Raw genomic sequence first — 17,872 nt, forward strand, 5'->3', positions numbered from 1 at the left:
AAATGTGGCTGAATTGTAGCCAACAACAAGATGAAGTCCTTTTGTATTTCATTTAATCTAGGATTCTTCATATTTTCAACAAAAAAGGTGCTGAATTAGCACCTGAAGTTTATAAAAGTTTCTATACAAGTAAACATTTGTCCAAAGTTATAGAATCTGCAATATCTCAAAAGATAAATATTCCATAGCCTCAATGAAAGCAATCTCAACAAAACTCTCAAAAGAGGAACTACAACCTTCATTTAGATAGATATTTGTCAGAATAATTCTGGACTTTTCAGACTTGTTGTAGTGGTAATCTATAGCAGCCCTCTCCCTGTTAGTCAAACCCCAAATACATTTAGTAAGTTCATCAGCACAAATCTGACCAAATAATGAGTTATCAGGATGTAGTTCTGTTAAATCTTTGTAAAGGTTGGACATATATAAATCAATATCATCCAGTAAACCTTGAAAGAAGAGTCTCATAACTTCATCCAAATCATAAAAATCAATATAGGAAGTAGCTAAAGTAGTCATTTATTTATAATCCAAAAAATAATAATTAGTAAATATATTTAGAAATTAAGCCTTGAGGATAACTTCAAACAATTGCTTCCAATCTTTACTACGGTGAGAACATTCTTTAAAGGTTAATCTATCTAAGTATCTATCAGAATAGAGTGGGGTTTTAATATTAGCAGTCTCAGATTCCAAAATAGTAGAAAGATTATTACTCAACCACCTTTTAATATCATGCTTATCCTTAGTAGAAATATCAGGGTTATGGATATATTCTTTGATTACTTGTATCGCCCCATAACTATTTCTCAAATTGGTGTAGTCTAAACCAAAAGCCTTTTTAAACTGATAAGATAAAGTAGATTTAGGTATATTAAATCTTTTAGATAAATTTCTCAGAGAGTATCCTTGTAAATAGAGTTGGAAGGCTTTATTAAGTGTGTCCATGCTTAATCTTTCCCTATTCCTATTATATAATAAATATACACAAATGTTAATAGTATTTAGTAGGTAAATATGATATTAAGCTAATAAAAATCCTCCTCTAAGTAGGAGGATTAACGGATTATTTTTAGAAGAATTTCTTGAATTAAGCTGCTACTTCTCCATAAGGTCTTAACTGAACTACATTAGACTTTTTAATTAATTTACCTGTTCTGTACCCCTCAGTTATTTGGTCATTTAATTTAGCTACTGTGCGGGGAGAAACTACATATTGGAGGTCTTCAGTTCTCAACTTATTGAGTAACCAGAACCAGGATTCCATAGGGGAACTTTCAATAAAGTTTGTTACTAATCTTTGAGCAATGTTTTGTAAGTCCATAAAAGTAATCTTTACTTTAACTCCAAGTAAATTAACATATCCCTCTTGATTATTCATCAACTCTTTAATTAGAGTCTTAGCTTCCCAGGAAATACCTTTAGGACTACAGAATATAATTTCAATTGGTTTACCAGGATATCTTTCAAAAGCAAGCTCAACATAGTGTTTATCAAATATAGTAACTCTTACATCTTGCTCAGTTAGAGTGTGGGATTTTAACTCATAAATCTTGGTAACTTTAGGTAATCTTTCGATCCAATCCCAACGTCTGTGACTAGCTTCATCTGGAGTATAAAATGTATTCTTGACCCCAACCTCAAACTTAAAATTAATGTTACTGTAAGAAGCTAATTCAATGATTTGTTTCTGTAAAGTATTCTCATCAATTCTGATAGGTTGAATATCTTGTAAAACTAATTTTTCAATTGATTTAGAACCTAAGTTTTGAAAGTCTTTAGCTACCTGTGTACGCCCCTGAACCAAATAAGAATAAGAATGTTGCCAATTGCCAACCCAAAGTGAGTTAATACGCCCAAGGGATTCCCCATAAATTTCTTCATAAGAGGTCTTAAATCTAGCTAACTCGTCACCTTTTAGTAACAAACTCTTTCCTGATAAAGGTTCTGACGGTTCACCTTTAAAGTTACTCGTCAAATTAGCTTTATTAGCCCAGTGATTAACATAATCTTTGGAGTCTAAACCTTTAGATTCAGACAGTTGACTCATAATGTAATAAGCATCTGTACCATCTTTTCTAGCAACCCACTTTAAGTTATGCTTTCTTGTCAATAAACATAATTCTTCAATTGCAGTTAGGTCAGCATTTGGAGTAGCGTTAAAAATAGAGGTCTTTAAGGATTCAGTGCTTGTAATGTTATTCATAATCTTTAATTTATAAGGAGGGTATTTAATAAGTTTTGTTTGTTTCCTCATACTTAATAATATACAACAATAGTAGTTGCATTATGTGGGCATAATTTTAGTAATAGTTGACATTAAAAAACCCCCAGTTGGAGGTTTCTAATATTATTTAACTAAACTTACTTATCCTTATCTTTAGCCTTATTTATATTGTTTACTATCTCTAGGTTAAGTCCTATTGTGGCTGCCCCTACTATAGCTGGGTTAGCTGTGGCTATCCCCACAATCCCCAATCCTGTTAGTATTACAACTTTAGCTATACTCAAATCATTTGACATAATATAATCCTTTGTTAATTGTTGGTATCAGGTGTCTGTTTCCTGATGTTTAAAGATTACCAAAAGGATAGTTATAAAAGGTGGGCGTAAATATGAGGTTCTCTTTTGGAAGAATGCGTTAATTTAATTGATATAAATAAATTATTACAATAATTCTCATGCTGCCCATAAAGTACACATTTAGCTATTTACAAATACTATAGATCATGATAATATTATTGAAGTGGAGCTAAGATATCTAGAAGATGAAAAGTAAAGGTTAGTTTCCTTTAGCTGCTCCCTTTCTCACCAAACTCAATAAACAACTGAATAGAAAAAACTGAATATGACAAACGGATATATCATCAAACGTTACAGAAGTCCAGAGTCCACTAAAGTCCTCCTAGACAACTTACTTAAAGATTACTCCCAAGCTGACTATCAATTCTTTGTTCATGTGTATTCCTCTACCTTAATGAGTCTCTCAAAAGGGGAAGATGGTTGGGTTCCTGTTAGCTTCAAGTTGATGCAGGAGCAATGGACTCAGAGAGTTAAGTTAGCCATTGATAAGATGATTGAACAGGAGCTAATTGAGGTTAAGCATCTGGGTACTTTTCAACTTGTAGATGGTACTATTGTTAGCCAAACCTACTCAAAGAAAGATGGCTTATCTAGAGAGTTCCGCATCCATGAATCTGCGTTGGTGATGTTACTGGATTCAGGCATTAAGACACTGGTAGAAGCCAAGTCTTCTAAATATTATGACCTGATGACTGGTAAAGTAATTAACAGACACAAGGAACCTAGATACCCTAAGAATATATCTGGTCACAATTACCCTGACGTGATACTTAACGCTCTAGAGCTTATTGAAACCTGTACAGTTAATTTAAAGGCTATCAGGGATCACATGGATAAGTTAGTTAGTGCAGCAGACAGTATCTTTGGTAGTGGAACTGACAAAGATCGCAAAGCCTTAGCAATTGATAACTGTGCTTATCAACAGATACTAGCCAATACAGTTAATGAGCATGGTGATTTTGTAGATTACAGAGTTATATTCAGTCCTAATGGTCCACAGATGAGTGGCAGAGTAACAGAAGCAGGTGTAGGTATGCAAAACTGTAGTCGAGCTATGAAGCAAGCTGGCTTTAGTGGAGTACCTAATCTAAAGAACTATGATTTAAAGTCTAGTCAGGTATGGGGTCTGATTCAGCAGTTTGAGGATTGTAATGATGATGCTCAGTGGAAGGATAAGATTGACACCACTTGGTTAACTAACTACTTAGAGCAAGATAAACAGGTATTTGCTGATAGGGTGGGTGTCAGTAAGGATAGATGGAAAGAGTGCTTTCTAGCTCTAGTCATGGGAGCTTTCATGATTGAAAAGGTTACTGTAAAAGACTTTGCTCCTGTAAAGGCTGTTAAGAAAGTAAATGGTGAGTTGATTGAAACTGATGCTGCCCCTTCTAGAGCCTTGTTTAATTGTTTCTATCAGGAGGCAAATGGGAACCCTGAGTTAGCTTTGAGTTACTACCAAAAGTTCTACGCAGTAGTTAAACCTCTAAAGGTATCTATTGATAACTGGCAGGAGTGGTTGATTAAACGATACATTGTGAAGCACTCTATTTACCCACGAGGAATACATAAAGTAGTTAATCGAACAGGTATTGGCTTTGAGCTTACCCATTATAAGGATGCCAAGGGTGAGTGGACTAATGTAAACACTCTTAAGAGAAAGCTGAGTGCATTCTTCCTACAGGGGGCTGAAGCTGGCTTTATACATCACCTCACTGCTTTGGGTCCTGTGTATGGGTTCCAGACAATGAACAACCAACATGATGGTTTAGTAACCATTGGTGCTATCCCCCAGCAGGCAGTTGATCTAGCTGTAGAAAGATCAGGTTTGAGATATGCAGTTCTAGAAGAGAAATCATTCATCTAATACCTAGAGGGTAATCCAAAGGAGAGGCTAAGTTAATTAGTGCCTCCTTTGCTATATATGGGGATGAGTTAACTGATTGCTAGGTTGGTAATAATTCAGGAAAGTAATAACAATAGTAAACTGTAAGGGGTTCGCTTCGCTCACCCCCCTCTTCTTTTGAGAGAATATATATAATTAACTATATACAATAGCTATCTTACATTCCCTTGTAGAAGTTAGCATATATGTTAACTGAAGGTGTTGAGACACCAAAATTTTATAGTTAGGGGAAGGTTAGCTAGAATAGGGAGTAGATAAGTAGAAAGAGGTATGTAAGAAAGGAAGGTAAGGATGGGATAGTGATAAAGGATTAGGATACATAGTAAACTACCATAGGTATGTTAATGGATATACTATAACTTATATACAGTAAGGCTTTCAGGCTAAAAACACACCTCGCACGCTAACATTTAGTTAATAAAACTACTCTAACTCACTGAGATAGTATAACCTTATTTAGTGGAAGATAATAGAACCTCTACAAAGTAGTTATGGGTATTAACCCAATAAAACCCACTTAAGTTAACTAAAGCATAGTTAGACAAAATTTTATAGTCAGGTATGGATATAGATAGTAAGGATAAAGGTTAGGAATAAGGTAGACAAGGAAGGAATAAAGGGAAAGTAGTAGAAAGGGAATACAGGATAAGAGAAAGTAGAGTCTACTATACCATAGGTATGTCATAATAGTAAAAATAATACTCTGTATCCATTGCACTGTATAGCTTCCAGCCATTCCAACACACCTCGCATGCTCCTACTTGGGATACTGCAAGTGTTATATGCAACTATAGATAATTCACTTTACTTAGATAGTAAAAGCCCCCTCTAATACCCTATACTAACTATCAATAGAGCGATCGCATCAAAGTGACCTTAATCACAAAGCTAGGGTATAAGGTGCTATATGGTGGTTAGGTACTTAAGCAGGTGTGGATTATGCAGGAAAAAAGAACAGAAACCATTAATCAAGTAATTGAGGGTTATAAGATACTAAGTGAGATTAGTACCGTTATTGGGAAGGTATTGGAAGGAGATAAAAAAGATCATACTCAAGAGGTTTTATATAAACTCCTCCTTGGTATGCAAGAGAAGTTAGGTACTCACTACCAGAATATAGACCTTTTAGCTAGAGCTAATGGAGTTAAGATTAAGGAGTATGAGGGTACTGAATCTGATGATGCAATTGATTGGAATAAACTTTATGAATTTATAAAAACATCCCTAGAGTAATATCAACAAGTTAACTAACATTACCCCTTTCATATTAAGAGAATTTAATGAGTTAGCTACAATATTAACTAACTCATTAAATTAATCATTTAATATTAATGTTTCTTAACTGGGGCAGATTCCAATTTTAAAGTCACCTCTACTACCCCTGTTTTGCTAGTTGTGGTTACTTCCTCAATAGCCTCTACAGTTTTCTCAAATTTCTCATCAGGAGCAAGTTCTTCCTCAACTGTTTCACCAGTTGTGTAAGTTTTAATGATCTTAGATGGGGGTACTGACATAATTTTTAGATATGGCTACACTACAGCCATCATTTTATTTTTAATACACTAATACCACCCAGTAGGGTTTTCCGTACCTCTAGGTTTCATCCCTTACCTTGCAAGAATGAAACCCTCCTACCCATGAACCTATAGTAATCATTAGTAGAGCGATCGCATCACAGTGACCTGAATCACATACCTGATGTATAGGATGCTTTATTGTGTTTAGGTACTTAACCAGGTGTGGATTATGACTGATAATGAGATTGTGGAAGATAAAAATCTAACTGCTATGGATCTGAGAAGAAAGGCTGCTGGTAAATTATTAAATGCCTTTAATCAGTTAAGAGAAACCGACATTTTAATGACTGGAAATATATTATCTGGAGAACAAACAGAGCTACGTCAATTCTTACTGGATACTCAAAGGTCTATTGCTTGTCAGCTAGAAAATATAGCTATGGTTGATGGGGCAACCATCACGATTTTTGAAGATGCTGATAACTTATATGCACCTAATTTAGATGTAATTAATATGTATATAAGTGGAGAATTAAACTTAGACATACCTAGTTTACTTTAATTACCCCTCTCATATCAAGAAACCCTGATAAATCAACTATTAGATTAGCTGACTTATCAATTCACCATTTACCATTAGAGTTCTCAATAGGGAGCGATCGCACTATAGTGAACACTATCACCTAAACTGAATAGCTAATGGTATACAATCCCACTGTAATCAATCAACCAAGTGTGTAATTATGAAGGCTCAAGAAGCAAGAAAAGAAGCAATCAAAAAATTATATAGCTCCTACTTATCAGTAGATGGGGCTTTAAATTCAATGCCTTATGGTGAGAATTTTACTGTACATAATGATGATGATCAACAATTTGTAAGTAAACTTGATTCTGTAAAAAACACGCTTGAAGAAGCTTTTGAAGATTTGTATGTTGCATACAGAATAGAGGTAATTTCAAGGGAGGAAATTAGCACCAAGCAAGACTTAATGCAGAAAATTAAAGAAATAGCAGAATCTTAAACCCTCAGCCCCCATTCACATCAAAAAACTTGATGAGTCAACTACTAAATTAGCTGCTCATCAAGTCACCATTTACCATATTTGCCGATAGAGATATCTGCTACTAATAAGATGGTGTAACTCCCCTCCTTCTGTCATACTGTCGGTCTGCTTCACGCTGTTCATCAAAACTAGATGGAGGATGGAATGTATTATTATTAGGGCTATACATCCCTCTCATGCAAGACTTAAAACTTCCCATTATCACAAGAGCAAGAATAGTCCCAATTATTCCACCTGCATTATTATCTGCCATTCACTTAGTATTTAATTTCAAGACTCCTATTTCAGAATAACTTTTTAGTAGCCCATTCCTTACAGAATAATTACTGAAATATATATACAGACATATACTCAGTATTTGAGAGACATTTATATTTTATTCAGTTGCTTTTATCAAGATATAAAATAACTTTTTCATAACTAATATCAAAACCTGAATTATTTAATGTTGCTATTAAACCTAACGCATCTGAATGAATCTGTAGAGCCACTAATTTACCTTTAATTTTATTACAACTCTTCAGGTATCTTAGTAATTGTCCTACCGCATTACAGTCTATAATATCTTTTTTAAATTCTATTATCTCATCTCCATTAACTATATCAACTCTACCTTTTCTTAATTTCTGCTGCCTACTTCCACCAAACCTAGCTCTGTACTCTCGCTCAATGTCAACTTCTACAAAATACATTTTAGGATTATCTAAGCAACAATCGTCCAGATAAATATAAGCTCCTAAATAATTAGCCACCCATAAACTTCTAACTTTATGAAAATATCTTCCATACTTTTTATTAAAGCTATCTTTAAAGATTTTTAGACTTTTCCCCTCTAATTTAGTAACCTTTCCATGAAGATAATACTCCCTACCAATAACATAGTTTTTGGCAAAGTCATTTAATTCTACCCCCTTAGCTTCACAAATATGTTTCATAACAAAAGTTACTTCTTCTTCAAAGATAATCCATTTAAGGTTATGCTTTTCAATTAATAATCTCAACCTATTTAAAATTGATTTATCTGCATTAGGATGTTTCTCTAAAATCAACTGAGTTATATCTATTGAGTCAGTCATGGTGATTTTTTTAAATTACTTAAATCAGGTTATTCCAATTAAGTTTTTAGTTCTATAATGGAAATAATTAACCTTTATTATTTAGGTATTCAACAATGCCAATACCAATCAAAAATGAAATTAACATAGTATTTTCAACCCTACCAGACTTGATAACTGGTTGGAATACTGCAATACAAAAAGTATTTGCAGAGGAGCAAGAAGGTCAAAAGGTAGAAGTTTTAGAAGCCATCCTTAAAGAATTACCTGAAATGCAAAAAAAGTTTGATTCAGAAATTCAGAAACTAAGTAAGAAAATTGAGAAAGAAATAGCAAAGGAGAAAAAGAAAACAAGTAGTGTATAAGCCAGTAATAATTTATTTGTAAAATATTTCTGGAACTTCAAGTTGTTTGATTACTCCTGAATAATGCTTGTAGATTACTTCAGGAGAATTACCCACCATATCAGCAACTTGTTTAACACTAATACCTGCCTCCAAACATAGAGTGATAAAAGTGTGACGACAGTTATATTGAGGTAAATAATATCTAATCAACTTATCATTGACTAAATTAGTTAATACTGGTTTCCATACTCTATTGAGAAAGTTATGAGTATTTAGCTCTCTACCATTGCGATTATAGAAAAGTAATTTCTCAGCTTCTTCATACCCAATATCATTCAAAAGTTCTCTCAGTTGACTATTGATAGGAAACAATCTAATTTGGTGAGTTTTTGTGTCTTTCCTTATCCTGACATCAGAAGGTACAGCCTCAGCAAATGTGATATGTGTTGAACTAATATGTTTCCATTTCAAGGCTACAGCTTCTTCAGGTCTGCACCCAGTACAAAATAAAAGCCTGACATAATTAGTGTAGTAAGAATGTGCCAAGGGAGAGTATTTAGGGCAATACTTATTACTAGCAAAAGCATCAATAATAATAGCTATCTCTTCTTGACTAAAAGTAAGAATAGTATTATTTTTCCTTTTGGTTTTAATAGTTTTAGCTAAATCTTTGAAGGGATTGATTTCTATTAGCTTAGATGTAATAGCCCAATTACAGCAAGCATTAAGCTGTTTAAGGGTACGCTTGGCTGTTTCAGCAGAATAATTACTTAGTAAATGATTCCTAATGAGGATTGCATCTTTAATGTCGCCAGTAGGTAGTGCTTTAATTCTTTTCTCTATTAGTGAGTAATCCCTGATAACAGTAGACTGTTCCACTTGATTACTCTTAAACTGAACATACTCACACCATAAGTCTAGTAAAGTGGATGTTTTTTCCTTTTTAGCAGCCTGATAGTCAGGTTTGTATTTAGCCAGAGTAGGGTCAAAATAGCCAGCTATGATATCTAGCTCTATCTGCCTTGCTTTCATCTCTGCAACAAGTCTATTCTCAACACTGTCAGCTAGATTCAAAGACAAGTATTTCTGATTACCAGCAAACAAAGCTCTAGGAAATCTTAATCTAAGACGACCTTCAAGGGTTTCAATTCCAATTTTCACTGACTATCCTTGACTATTTTAGGTTTGCAGAGCATAGTCAAAAAATAGTCAAAAGGGTGTAAACACAAATATTCAGCCCTCTAGAACTTTTTATGACTAGGAGCTGAAACCCTGATATAGTAATGTTTTAAAAATGGCTCAGGTCAGATTTGAACTGACGACCCCAGGCTTATGAGTCCCGTACTCTAACCAACTGAGCTACTGAGCCACGTTGTTTTATCAACTTATCTTAAGATAGCACACCAATTTGCATTTGACAACTATCAATTTCCAGATTTTTACTTTCAAAATAAAGAGAGGGAGTTCACCTCCCTCGATTAACCAAAAAATCACTAAATCCCCAACCAGCGAGAATTAAATGCGATTGGGTAAGAAAGCGATAGGGTTAACAGCACCCTTGCCAGATGGATGAACTTCAAAGTGACTATGAGGTCCAGTGCTGAAACCGGTGCTACCCATAGCCGCGATTGGCTGACCTTGTTGCACTCTTTGACCAGATTGCACCAAAATTCGGCTGTTATGTCCATAGCGAGTCAGGCTACCATCATCATGACGGATATCCACAACGTTACCGTAACCACCGCTGTTCCAGCCAGCTTTCTCCACTACACCAGCAGATGAAGCATAAATAGGTGTGCCGGTTGAGTTAGCAATATCAATCCCCCTGTGCATTCTTCCCCAGCGCCAGCCATAACCAGATGTCAGAACTCCCTTAGCAGGCCAAATGTAGCCTGTGGTGGAAGAATTAGCTGGGAAACTGGGATTGTCTTCAGTGGTCTGAGGCAAGTGGATATCCACTGCGGCTATAGGTGGTAAAGCGGGAGAAACAGAAGTTCCTCGCAATTTTCCTAAAGAGTCAGAGGCACTAGTACGAGCAGGAGGCACCGTTAACTTAATGCCAGATGATTTGGGGGGAGAATTCCATCTAGCGCCAGTTTTGCTAGGCAGAAATTCTGGGTTAATTGGCTCGTTGGTGGGAGCGGATGCTGTTACCAGAGTCTTAAGCGGTTGATTGCTGTAGCTGGGCAATATTGCTTGAGGTACGGCAATCTGGATGGCATTCGCTTGAGATACTGTGAAGTTATTAGATGATTCAATAGCAACAGGTACAGACTGAATATTGTTTTCAGGGGCTGTAACAGCTACACCAGATTGTTGAGCGCGGTATTTATAACGCAATCTCTCAATTTCTGCTTGCAAGCTACGGATACGTTCATTACCTTTGGCTTTAGATACCTTTTGCACGGGTTTTTGTGAACCCTGCTTTTGGGAAAAAGCTCTTGGTAATGGAGCATCACCGCCTAAGCCGTAAGAGTTACTGGGAGTAGGTAAGGCTTTGGGAATAACAATAGGAATAGTCGGCTGCCCTTGGCTATCTGGGACTATTGGTGCAGGAACATTTATTCGGTTAGCAATAGTAGGATAATTAGTCTGTTCTTGCTCTTGTGTCACCACTGGGACTGGGATAGCCACACTATTGGTAGCCGGAGTTTCAATCCCTTCTACCTGCTCATTTATTTTTGGGGCAGGAATTGTTACACTGGTATTGTTGGCAACAAATGATCTAGGGTTAAAACTAGGGTTATTTAAAGAAGAATTATCTACCTGGCTGGAGGCTTCTAATATCTTGTCGGCAGGAATAATTAACCTTTGATTAATTTGCAGTTGATTAGGATCACTCAGGTTGTTAGTTCTAACTAGCTCAGAAACTGAAGTACCATAACTGTTAGCAATTTCCGCTAAGGTGTCTCCGGGCTTCACTTGATATGTTGAAGCAGACAATTGTGCAACAACTTTTGTTGAGGCTGATGCAGGAACAGGTATTTGCTGTATCGTCGCACTTGTTTCTTTGTTCTGTTTCAACCGAGAAATCAGATCGGATTGTTGGAAATCAGTCAAGTTCTCCGATTGTTCTGGTACGGATCTATTAGCTACAGTGGTTGGCTGTGCTTCTTGAATACCAGTTTTTAATAAATCTTGAGTTTGTTCAGACCGTAAGTCTGCCAAACTATTTCTTAAGCGGATTGATTTTTTCTGTAAGCGATTCAGGGCAAATTCCTGCTGTGCTTTTAATTGGGCATCAACATTACCGCCGGCTAACTCGCCTGCTGACAAATTTTGGGTACTGCCAGTAACCTCTTCCACTGTAGACAACTTTGATGCTGTCTCAGGCTGTTGGTTATTTGTTGGTAATGTCGCCTGAATTGGGCTATAGCTTACTCCCGGCGCTAATTGTGAGTGGACAGAATTTCTGTCAACTGATTTGGCTGGGGAAATTACGTTGGATGCAGTGCCTTCGACGGCTGTGCTGTTGGTTGCAATTTGCCATTTAGCTTCAAGCCCAGGTACTTGTGAGACTACTGTTGGTTCCAATATCACTGGATTGCCTAACTCACCTGTGGGTGAGACGGTTGGGGCTTCCAGTTTAGTGGCGGCAAATTTCATCTCAGTCTCAGCAACAAATGGATTTGTTGAAGCTGCTTTTTGACTGCCAACAGGAGCCGCTGCTTGGGCTTGATCGCTTTGTCGAGTCACCAAAAGGCTGGTTGCCCCCATGGATATTGCCAAGCCAATCATGGCTGCCCGATGAGTCCGCGCCCGGCGAGTCATTTTGGGATTGATCTCATAATTTGTTTGCTCTACCGGGGCATCATCGCCGCTGGGGGTATTGTTCAACACAGCCTTATCTCTTTTTTTCAATGCTCGTTTCAAAGACGACCTCCTAATGATCACTAGCGTTTAACTGAATCTTGATTTTTAAGTTTGGATATTAATCCATGATTGATATCACATTAAACCATACATCAAGATCACATTCACCAGAGACACTTACGCAAGATTAACGTGCTTCTCTGATTTAAACAAGTTCCACACTTTTGTAAACCCTAAAGTTTTTGGTGCTGTCTTGTCTAAGTCACTCCTCACAACCTAGAAATTTTCACTGTTGAGATTCATCCTCAGTTATTTTGCTGCAAAAACACAGAACTAAACAAATATCATAACTTGGCTAGGTTTATTGTCTTCGTTAGCTCATGATCTGGGACAATTTCTACAATAGCAATGATCCCGCTGTAGACGTTTTCAAGATTTTTTGACTAAATCCGTTTTATCAATACGAGATTTTACTTTTATTCTTCCCTAAAAAACAACCGTATACAACATCCGCGATTTTTGCATGATTTTGTTGTATTTCTGGATACAATGTTGTCTGATTCATTGAGAGTCAAGGTGTTGGGGAGTTTTGGCTTTTTTGAGTCATAAGCTGAGAATTAACTAAAATCTATCCTTGTTGGTTAGATCACCCTGAAAATATCTATACAAATTTCTTATGTCATGTTAGCAGACTTTATCAGTATTTACCATGATTAATCTTTTATTTCTGTATTCTATGCAACATTGTTTTCAGGAGTTCTGGCATGGTTGATTCTGATCAATATGTTTCTATCACAGTTAATCCTAAATTTCTGTTGGTGAATATGAATTATTGTAAATAGCCTAACTGACGACGACACTCAAATAAACCTATGGCTACGCTGACTGAGAGGTTCAAGCTCCTCACACCGGGTTCATACATGGGAATATATAAGGTGGAGTCACAAGTGGAGAGAATGGGATCTGGTAATCCTGCTGTTTCACTGCCAAAGAGTAGCCAGTCATCTGGTTGAAATTCAAAATTAATGTAATTAAAATTACCACGAACGCTAAAACCTAAGCATCTACCTCCACGTTGTTTATGTACGTTTTGAAATGTTTCTATGGAATTATGATAATGGAATTTAACGTAAGGCCAATAATCTAACCCGGCTCGTTTGAGATAGCGATCGCTAATTTCAAATCCTAATGGACCAACTAGATGTAATTCCGTACCTGTAGCAGCACAAGTCCGGGCAATATTGCCAGTATTAGGAGGAATTTGTGGGTTGACTAAAACTATCTGGGGCATCTTTCTCAGCTCTAAATTGTATATTAGGAAATTTCTTACTGTCTAAAAATCTACCAAAATGTAGAGGCGATATATAGTTTTTTTTAATATGTACGAAGTATTTCCCTGTGATTATTTTTTTAAATCATTCAGGAGTTAGGAGTCAGGAGGGAAAGAAGGAGTAGGAATCAGGAAGAATGTTCTCGACTTTAAAAAATTGCCTCTTGCCTCTTGCCTTTTGCCTCTTGCCTCTTGCCTCTTGCCTCTTGCCTCTTGCCTTTTGCCTCTTGCCTTTTGCCTCTTGCCTCTTGCCTCTTGCCTTTTGCCTCTTGCCTCTTGCCTTTTGCCTCTTGCCTCTTGCCTTTTGCCTCTTGCCTTTTGCCTCTTGCCTCTTGCCTCTTGCCTATTACCTCACAGATGAACATAGTTTGCTTTCTAATTCGGTTTCCCGTTCTTGGGTGGCAATAATAGCTTGAGCAATTACACGCTGAATATCAATGCCTACTTTATGCAGTTGCAACCATTGTTGAGCTTCATTGCCTTCTCGCAGGATTTTTTGCAAGGGGGATAAGAAACAACTAAAGCCCTGTTGTTTGGCGATACTCCAAACTTCTTGATAGATTTGTGCTATCCAATCTCTAGCCAGGATACTGCTACCATCTTGCCATCGCTGTAATCTTGCATCCAGACTGTCAGTGGCGGCAGCCATTTCGTTGCTTCTGGTTAAGGTAATCAGTTCTTCGGGAGAAAACGGGCTTTGAGTTAAAGGATCAATACTGGGGTTGTCAATAATTTGGATTAACCGCGCTTCCAGCATTGCTGTCATCGCTAACAAGGCAATAGGATCTGTCACTAAATCACAAATTCGCAATTCTAACCGATTTAGATCATAAGGTCGGCGATCGCCATTTGGACGCACTGATGTCCACAAATGCCGGACATTTTGCATTGTTCCAGCCGCCAACTGTTCATTTACCCATTGAATATGATCAGCATGACTAGCAAATAAGGGAACATAATCAGGAGTTTGGGGAAATAGTCCCCAGCGAGTGGAATGATAACCAGTAGTTTTACTATCCAGGAAAGGAGAAGAGGCACTCATCGCTAAAAATAGAGGTGCTTCCATTCTGATGACCCGACAGGCACGCATTAATATTTCTGGGTCACTGATACCAATATTGATATGGACGCTGGCTGTAACTACCTTTGTGCCATAGGTTTGTTCAATGTAATCATGATAGGGATTCGTAGGGTCAGAACGCAAAAAGCTTTGGCTTCCTTGCAAAGATAATGTACTACCTGGTATCAAAGTATAATTATCTAAACCTTGGAGATAATTCCGCAACGTCTTTCTAGGACGCAATAAAGCACACAGCAAACTGTCATAATTGATAGATGGTTGAGTTATGTATTCCACATTCCGGCTATCCGGTTCACGCATAAATCCATCTAAGTTTGTAACAATTTTGTCCGATAGTCCCACAATGTCACCTTGAGGTGTGCCAGTGTATATCTCAATCTCAAAGCCTTTTAATAAGACCATGTTATTCTCCAAAACTTCTTCTAATGTTCATAAATTGTATCTAATTAGACGATTTTTTGCATTTTTTGTGTACATTGTTTTACCCCTCCCTAACCCTTCCCTTATAAAGGGGAGGGAACTGGATTTTTATTGTTTCCCCCCTTTACAAGGGGTTTAGCAGTGTTGATATGTGTCAACTTAAGCTCAAATCCCTACCACATCTCTTTCCTAGTCTCTGACTAGGAATGCAGTTGATGAGGCTCTGCCTCTAATATCATTGAAGGCAGAGCCTTCTAGAATTCATTCCCAGTCAGAGACTGGGAACGAGACGACTTAAGTTCTTTGCGGGATAGATGTTTTACGTTAAGAATCAAACAATCAAGCCCTTTTGAGTATAAGTAGGTGAACACAATAAAACCAAACTGTGTAAAGAAACGTAAAATCGCCCAAACCCTCTTCACTCTTGCCTCTTGCCTCTTGCCTTTTGCCTTGCCATAACGACAATTTTCAACGCCAACCTACTTAATACTTTTCAAACACCCTCTAAGAGTAGACATAAAAAACCCCCAAATAAATTGCAATTGGGGGCGAAAATTGATTGAGGATTACAAGCGTGACGGGGTGAAAGTTTAGAAAATAAACATAAACATCAATTGCGGTGATTATTGTTGTAACGAACTCTTGTTCCCGCCCACAGTAACTTCTCCCGCAATGTTTGATAATATGAATTATTTGCCCGTAAAACAATAAACTTAGCGCGACAATCAGCCATTCGCACATCAACACGATGTCCTGGCCAAATGGAAGTAGATAAAACACCATCCATCCAGAGTTTGGTGCTTAAATCATAATCGCCCAAAGGCCAAATACTAACCACAGAACCAGGGGGTAAAACCAGAGGACGACTAGAAAGACTCATGGGACAAATGGGAGTGATGGTAATTGCTTCCATCCCATCATGGATAATTGGTCCGCTGGCAGAAACAGTATAACCAGTAGAACCTGTGGGAGTAGAAATAATTAACCCATCTCCCACATATTGATCTACTATTTCACCATCAATTTCCATTTCTAGAATTGAGGTAATCATTCTGTCAGCAGAAGCGGGTTTGACACAAAACTCATTTAAAGCCAAGTAACTTTCAGTTACGGGTTCTAAATTTGAGCCAGTTCCTTCATATACCGCTGCTTGTAACATCATCCGCCGTTGGATAGCATAACGATCTTCTAACAGCCTGTCCCAAACTATTTCTGGATCTTGAAACTCATCTACTGACTCGGTTAAAAACCCCAAATGTCCGCCTACATTGACTCCGAGAATGGGAATGCCGGCTGGAGCTAAATGCCTAGCGCCGGTTAAGACAGTACCATCACCACCGAGTACCAAAGCTAAATCAATTGGTTGATTAGCAGAGGCCAAAAAAACCGGATAGGGGTTATCTTTTGGTCCACTAGGTCCCATCAATACTTGGCACTGACGATTTTCTAGTTGTTTAGCACAGAGTTCAGCCCAGCGTTGACTCTGGGGATCTCGGGCTTTATAAGCAATGATTACCTGCTTGAGTTGCACTAACTATTACCACTTCAGAAGATTAAACTGCTCCATATCAACGGTATCGCGGTTGCGATAAATAGTCAGAACGATCGCTAAACCTACTGCTGCTTCTGCTGCTGCTACGGTAATCACGAAAACGGTAAAAACCTGACCCTTAATTAAGGTTGAATCCAGGAAGTTGGAAAATGCCATTAAATTTAGATTAACGGCATTTAGCAATAACTCAATTGACATGAGTACCCGCACTGCGTTCCGACTGGTAATTAAGCCATAAATCCCAATGCAAAACAAAGCTGCGGCTAGTAATAAAAAGTATTGGAGTTGCATGATTGTCAGTTGTCAAGGAATAGGCAAGAGGCAAAAGGCAAGAGGCAAGAGTTAAAAGGCAAAAGACAGAAGTTTTTTAACCTTGATATCTCTTTCCAGTTGCTATTCGGCATTTGTAGTGGTGCTACCAGTGGAGATGAGTTCTTTGGGACGTTCTGGTAGGGTTAAAATTGTTTGTTGTAGTTCAGTGGTTGGTACTTGGTCAGGGAGATATTCCCGACGCGCCAAAATAATTGCGCCTACCATCGCTATTAGCAACAGGACGGAAGCTAATTCAAAGGGTAGCAAAAAGTCGCTGAAGAAATGCTCACCAATGACAACGATGGAATTTTGATTAACTACGGGATTAATTGTATAAGCCCAAGGTGTAGCTAATACCATTGTACTTAAAAGCGCAAATAGTCCAAAACTGACTATAGCTGTAAATACTTTTCTTAATCCAGCACTAGGTAATGGTGAAAAATCCTGTCTTTTGTTTACCAACATGATGGCGAACAGAATTAAAACGTTAATAGCACCAACATAAATTAGTATTTGTGCTGATGCGACAAAATCACCATTTAGCAATAGGTACATTCCCGCCATGCTGATGAATACACCTCCCAGCAAAAAGGCGGAATAAACAATGTTAGAGAATAACACTACACCGAGCGCTGTCCCAATCATCATTACACCAAGAATGCCAAGTGATACAGACTGTACTCCTTCTGCTAGATTCACTGTTTTTGTCCTTAGTCAGTTGTTAGTTGTCAGTTGTTGGTTGTCAGTTGTCAGTTGTCAGTTGTAAATTATCTTTGCTAATGACTAATGACTAATGACTAATAACTAATTATTTTTCTGTTTCTACTAGTAGTTCGTCAAATTTATTTTGACGGGTAATGATCGGAAAAAACTTCTGTTCTTCCCTCCCCTCCCC

General features: G+C 37.5%; 18 protein-coding genes and 1 tRNA gene. 5 read left to right on the forward strand and 14 right to left on the reverse strand.

The features are described from left to right. Window positions 1–147: 147 nt before the first annotated feature. The 4 genes from AN486_RS15125 to AN486_RS15140 form a co-directional block, all read right to left on the reverse strand. Entirely contained in the window at window positions 148–519 is a 372-nt protein-coding gene (locus tag AN486_RS15125; protein ID WP_053538201.1) for a hypothetical protein, read from the reverse strand. 45 nt (window positions 520–564) lie between these two features. Then, a complete protein-coding gene (locus tag AN486_RS15130; RefSeq protein WP_053538202.1) occupies window positions 565–948 on the reverse strand; it encodes a helix-turn-helix domain-containing protein in 384 nt (127 codons plus the stop codon). 142 nt (window positions 949–1,090) lie between these two features. Continuing rightward, on the reverse strand, window positions 1,091–2,257 hold the full coding sequence (locus tag AN486_RS15135) for a hypothetical protein (protein WP_199924382.1): 1,167 nt from the start codon (window positions 2,255–2,257) through the stop codon (window positions 1,091–1,093). Window positions 2,258–2,364: 107 nt separating this feature from the next. Beyond that, window positions 2,365–2,523, reverse strand: coding sequence for a hypothetical protein (locus AN486_RS15140; protein ID WP_199924383.1), 159 nt, complete (start codon window positions 2,521–2,523; stop codon window positions 2,365–2,367). Between the two features lie 325 nt (window positions 2,524–2,848). On the opposite strand from AN486_RS15140, the gene AN486_RS15145 reads away from it, so the two are divergent. Together AN486_RS15145 and AN486_RS15150 are read left to right on the forward strand one after the other, a co-directional pair. Continuing rightward, complete coding sequence (locus AN486_RS15145) at window positions 2,849–4,447, forward strand: hypothetical protein (protein ID WP_053538204.1); 1,599 nt, start codon at window positions 2,849–2,851, stop codon at window positions 4,445–4,447. A gap of 978 nt (window positions 4,448–5,425) precedes the next feature. After that, complete coding sequence (locus AN486_RS15150) at window positions 5,426–5,719, forward strand: hypothetical protein (RefSeq protein WP_053538205.1); 294 nt, start codon at window positions 5,426–5,428, stop codon at window positions 5,717–5,719. Window positions 5,720–5,814: 95 nt separating this feature from the next. Here the strand turns inward: AN486_RS15150 and AN486_RS15155 are convergent, their stop codons facing one another. Further along, complete coding sequence (locus tag AN486_RS15155) at window positions 5,815–6,000, reverse strand: hypothetical protein (protein ID WP_053538206.1); 186 nt, start codon at window positions 5,998–6,000, stop codon at window positions 5,815–5,817. 232 nt (window positions 6,001–6,232) lie between these two features. On the opposite strand from AN486_RS15155, the gene AN486_RS15160 reads away from it, so the two are divergent. Both AN486_RS15160 and AN486_RS15165 read left to right on the forward strand, forming a co-directional pair. Next, window positions 6,233–6,565 (forward strand): hypothetical protein, encoded by a 333-nt coding sequence (locus tag AN486_RS15160; RefSeq protein WP_053538207.1) that lies wholly within the window; start codon window positions 6,233–6,235, stop codon window positions 6,563–6,565. A 181-nt stretch (window positions 6,566–6,746) separates the two neighbouring features. Beyond that, on the forward strand, window positions 6,747–7,025 hold the full coding sequence (locus tag AN486_RS15165; protein WP_053538208.1) for a hypothetical protein: 279 nt from the start codon (window positions 6,747–6,749) through the stop codon (window positions 7,023–7,025). A gap of 422 nt (window positions 7,026–7,447) precedes the next feature. Here the strand turns inward: AN486_RS15165 and AN486_RS15170 are convergent, their stop codons facing one another. Beyond that, a complete protein-coding gene (locus AN486_RS15170) occupies window positions 7,448–8,143 on the reverse strand; it encodes a hypothetical protein (RefSeq protein ID WP_053538210.1) in 696 nt (231 codons plus the stop codon). Between the two features lie 95 nt (window positions 8,144–8,238). On the opposite strand from AN486_RS15170, the gene AN486_RS15175 reads away from it, so the two are divergent. Then, window positions 8,239–8,487, forward strand: coding sequence for a hypothetical protein (locus AN486_RS15175; protein WP_053538211.1), 249 nt, complete (start codon window positions 8,239–8,241; stop codon window positions 8,485–8,487). A 12-nt stretch (window positions 8,488–8,499) separates the two neighbouring features. Here the strand turns inward: AN486_RS15175 and AN486_RS15180 are convergent, their stop codons facing one another. The 8 genes from AN486_RS15180 to AN486_RS15215 all read right to left on the reverse strand — a co-directional run bounded on the left by AN486_RS15180 (window position 8,500) and on the right by AN486_RS15215 (window position 17,676). Then, a complete protein-coding gene (locus tag AN486_RS15180; RefSeq protein WP_053538212.1) occupies window positions 8,500–9,630 on the reverse strand; it encodes a tyrosine-type recombinase/integrase in 1,131 nt (376 codons plus the stop codon). Between the two features lie 134 nt (window positions 9,631–9,764). Continuing rightward, a tRNA-Met gene (locus AN486_RS15185) sits at window positions 9,765–9,838 on the reverse strand. A gap of 146 nt (window positions 9,839–9,984) precedes the next feature. After that, window positions 9,985–12,342, reverse strand: a complete 2,358-nt coding sequence (locus AN486_RS15190) for a peptidoglycan DD-metalloendopeptidase family protein (RefSeq protein WP_053538213.1) — start codon at window positions 12,340–12,342, stop codon at window positions 9,985–9,987. Between the two features lie 769 nt (window positions 12,343–13,111). Next, window positions 13,112–13,573: a tRNA (cytidine(34)-2'-O)-methyltransferase gene (locus AN486_RS15195; protein WP_053538214.1), complete on the reverse strand. Its 462-nt coding sequence runs from the start codon at window positions 13,571–13,573 to the stop codon at window positions 13,112–13,114. A 385-nt stretch (window positions 13,574–13,958) separates the two neighbouring features. After that, entirely contained in the window at window positions 13,959–15,095 is a 1,137-nt protein-coding gene (gene gshA, locus AN486_RS15200) for a glutamate--cysteine ligase (protein WP_290601376.1), read from the reverse strand. Window positions 15,096–15,723: 628 nt separating this feature from the next. After that, window positions 15,724–16,644, reverse strand: a complete 921-nt coding sequence (locus AN486_RS15205) for an NAD(+) kinase (RefSeq protein WP_027402456.1) — start codon at window positions 16,642–16,644, stop codon at window positions 15,724–15,726. Between the two features lie 6 nt (window positions 16,645–16,650). Then, window positions 16,651–16,956 carry an NADH-quinone oxidoreductase subunit NuoK gene (gene nuoK, locus AN486_RS15210; protein WP_015080280.1) on the reverse strand — a complete coding sequence of 102 codons (306 nt, stop codon included), beginning with the start codon at window positions 16,954–16,956 and terminating at the stop codon, window positions 16,651–16,653. 102 nt (window positions 16,957–17,058) lie between these two features. Next, window positions 17,059–17,676 carry an NADH-quinone oxidoreductase subunit J gene (locus AN486_RS15215; protein WP_039200070.1) on the reverse strand — a complete coding sequence of 206 codons (618 nt, stop codon included), beginning with the start codon at window positions 17,674–17,676 and terminating at the stop codon, window positions 17,059–17,061. Window positions 17,677–17,872 lie beyond the last annotated feature (196 nt).

It is taken from the genome of Anabaena sp. AL93, assembly GCF_001672085.1.
GTDB lineage: Bacteria > Cyanobacteriota > Cyanobacteriia > Cyanobacteriales > Nostocaceae > Dolichospermum > Dolichospermum heterosporum.